This window comes from Propioniciclava sp. (assembly GCF_036744435.1).
Classification (GTDB): domain Bacteria; phylum Actinomycetota; class Actinomycetes; order Propionibacteriales; family Propionibacteriaceae; genus Propioniciclava.
Genome location: NZ_DAIOIA010000202.1, coordinates 1 through 2,617, shown reverse-complemented (window position 1 = coordinate 2,617; position 2,617 = coordinate 1). Strand labels below are relative to the sequence as shown.

Annotated in this window: 3 protein-coding genes; 2 read left to right on the top strand and 1 reads right to left on the bottom strand. The window is 66.3% G+C overall.

Features of this window, described 5'->3' with window-relative positions; translation table 11 throughout:
- Nucleotides 1-639 (bottom strand): IS256 family transposase (locus V7E09_RS15130; protein WP_324523677.1); only part of this gene is annotated, 639 nt, incomplete at its 3' end.
- A gap of 724 nt (nt 640-1,363) precedes the next feature.
- Here V7E09_RS15130 and rplJ point away from each other — a divergent pair.
- Entirely contained in the window at nt 1,364-1,987 is a 624-nt protein-coding gene (rplJ, locus tag V7E09_RS15125) for a 50S ribosomal protein L10 (protein ID WP_324523675.1), read from the top strand.
- Between the two features lie 42 nt (nt 1,988-2,029).
- The gene (gene rplL, locus V7E09_RS15120; RefSeq protein WP_324523674.1) at nt 2,030-2,419 is read left to right on the top strand and encodes a 50S ribosomal protein L7/L12; all 390 of its coding nucleotides are present in this window, start codon (nt 2,030-2,032) and stop codon (nt 2,417-2,419) included.
- Nucleotides 2,420-2,617 lie beyond the last annotated feature (198 nt).

The window sequence follows — 2,617 nt, the reverse complement described above, 5'->3', positions numbered from 1 at the left end:
GTCGAGGTCCACGCCGACCGCGATGTAGGCGGCACGGTTGATGACCTGACTGTTCTCGCGGATCTTGATCCGGATCGCGTCGAGGTAGAGCACCGGGTAGAACTCCTCCAGCGGCCGCGCCTGCCACGCGGCGACCTCCTCGAGCACGGCGTCCGTGACGTTCGAGATCGTCTCGTGAGACAGGTCCGTGCCGAGCGTGGAGGCCAGATGATGCTGGATGTCCCGGATCGTCATCCCACCCGCGTAGAGGCTGATGATCATGTCATCTAGGCCCCCCAGGCGCCGCTGCCCCTTCGGGACCAGGCGCGGGGTGAACAACCCAGCACGGTCCCTGGGGACGTCCAACGCGATCGGACCGACCTCGGACTGCACCGTCTTCGGCGTCGTCCCGTTACGAGAGTTGGCGTGCTTCGACGCCTCTGCGGAGCCCTTCTCGTAGCCGAGATGGCTGCTCAGCTCCGCCTGCAGGCCCCGCTCCAGCGCGGCCTTGACCAGCGCTGGCACGAACCCGCAATCACCCGTCAGCTCCACCTGGCCAGCGTCGATCTGGGCGAACAACGCGTCCAGCTGCCCGGCGGCCTTCAACTGCTCAACCAGGTCCCGGCCCGACGGCCCTCCCGGCATCTTCTCGTCGGTCATGGTCATGATTCTTACCGTTCCTCTCGGTACGGCTTACACAGACCATCTGACACGCCCAGTGTTTGACGACTGTACGAGGAGGGGTGCCGCCCCCAGGTGGCCACAGCAGCAGTACGTGCGTCAGCCCCTCGAAGCGCCAAGCCTGGGTGATCCAACTCGGCTGGCCCGCGACAAACCCCCAATCACACTCAACACGCCACAAGGGGAGGGAGGAACTTTGTCGGGCTTGGCATCGACGCCCTGGCCGCGGTTCAGAGGATTGGAGAGGATCTCTCCTCAGGTGGTCGGGGCGTGAAGCCCGGGCGAGTTCACATCCGAGGGGGCTGCCGGGGATGGGGAACGTTGGATGCCGGATGAGCGGGTGTGGCATCTGTTGGAAGACCATGCTGGCCAACGAAGGGATGCGCGGTCGCCAGCCATCGCACCTGCCACGAGCGACGAGGACTCGCTCCTGCCGGCGTCCGTCCAGCAGCACGGGAGGGTCTCTTGGTTGTTAGTGCGCACTGTCTTGGGCGTGAAGAGTGTGGGCGCGATTTGCGCTGCTCCTTCGATCGGCCTAGGCTTATTCCCCGAAGCCCAAGACCGCTGGTGTCGACCCTCCCGGGTCGTGCAAATCCCGCGCAGGCGTCACGATCGTTAGTCACCTTGCGGTGTCTCCCCGTGCGCCTCGCGCTCGGGGATTTTTCATGTCTGGGGCTCACGAGAAGAAGTGGGAAGGAGACTCATGGCGAGGCCGGATAAGGCAGCCGCTGTCGAGGAGCTGAAGGAAGCCTTCACCTCCTCCAACGCCGCTGTTCTGACCGAGTACCGTGGGATCACCGTCAAGGGCCTGCAGGATCTGCGCCGTGCCCTGGGCGAGGATGCCTCGTACGCCGTCGCGAAGAACACTCTGACCCAGATCGCCGCCCGTGAGGCTGGCCTCGAAGGACTCGAGGATCAGCTCACCGGGCCGACGGCGATCGCTTTCATCCGCGGTGACGTTGCCACCGTGGCGAAGGGTCTGCGCGACTTCGCGAAGGACAACCCGCTTCTGGTCATCAAAGCAGGCGTCATGGACGGTCGCGTCCTGGATGCCGATGAGGTGAAGAAGCTCGCCGACCTCGAGTCGCGCGAGGTTCTGCTCGCCAAGCTGGCTGGCGCCATGCAGGCGAACCTCAGCAAGGCCGTCTACCTCATCGCCGCTCCGCTCAACCAGGCCGCACGCGCCCTGGGTGCCCTGGAGCGTGCCGCTGCGGAGAACCCGGCTCTGCTCGCGGGGGCCGTAGCCGCCCCCGAGGCTGACCAGAAGCCCGACACCGCCGAGGACGCCTCGGCAACCGACGCAGCGCCCGCTGCCGAGGCCAACTGATCACGCGGCCCCGGCTGCGATCTAAGGAAAGGAACGCCCACTATGGCGAAGCTCACCAACGAAGAGCTCCTTGACGCTTTCAAGGAAATGACCCTCATCGAGCTCTCTGAGTTCGTGAAGCAGTTCGAGGACGCTTTCGGCGTCACCGCTGCCGCTCCGGTTGCCGTCGCGGCCGCCGCCGCTCCTGCCGGTGGCGGCGACGCTGCCGAAGAGGAGGTGTCCTCGGAGGTCGACGTGATCCTCGAGTCCGCCGGCGACAAGAAGATCCAGGTCATCAAGGAGGTGCGCGCCCTCACCTCCCTCGGCCTGAAGGAGGCCAAGGATCTGGTCGAGGCCGCCCCGAAGCCCGTCCTGGAGAAGGTCGCGCGCGACGCCGCCGAGAAGGCCAAGGAGGCCCTCGAGGCCGCCGGCGCCACCGTCTCGGTCAAGTGACACAAGCCGGTTAACCGGCTCAGCGAAGGCCCGCGGAGACCATGTCTCCGCGGGCCTTCGCATACCCCCGTACGAGCTGTCGCCGACCCCGGTGGAACCAGCGGCGTCCGCCACACCGAAAGGTCGGAGCCCGAGACTGAAGGGGCTCTTCCCAATCGAGGGTGGGTGGGTGACGGCGCGGGCTGAGCGTTGAGGAGC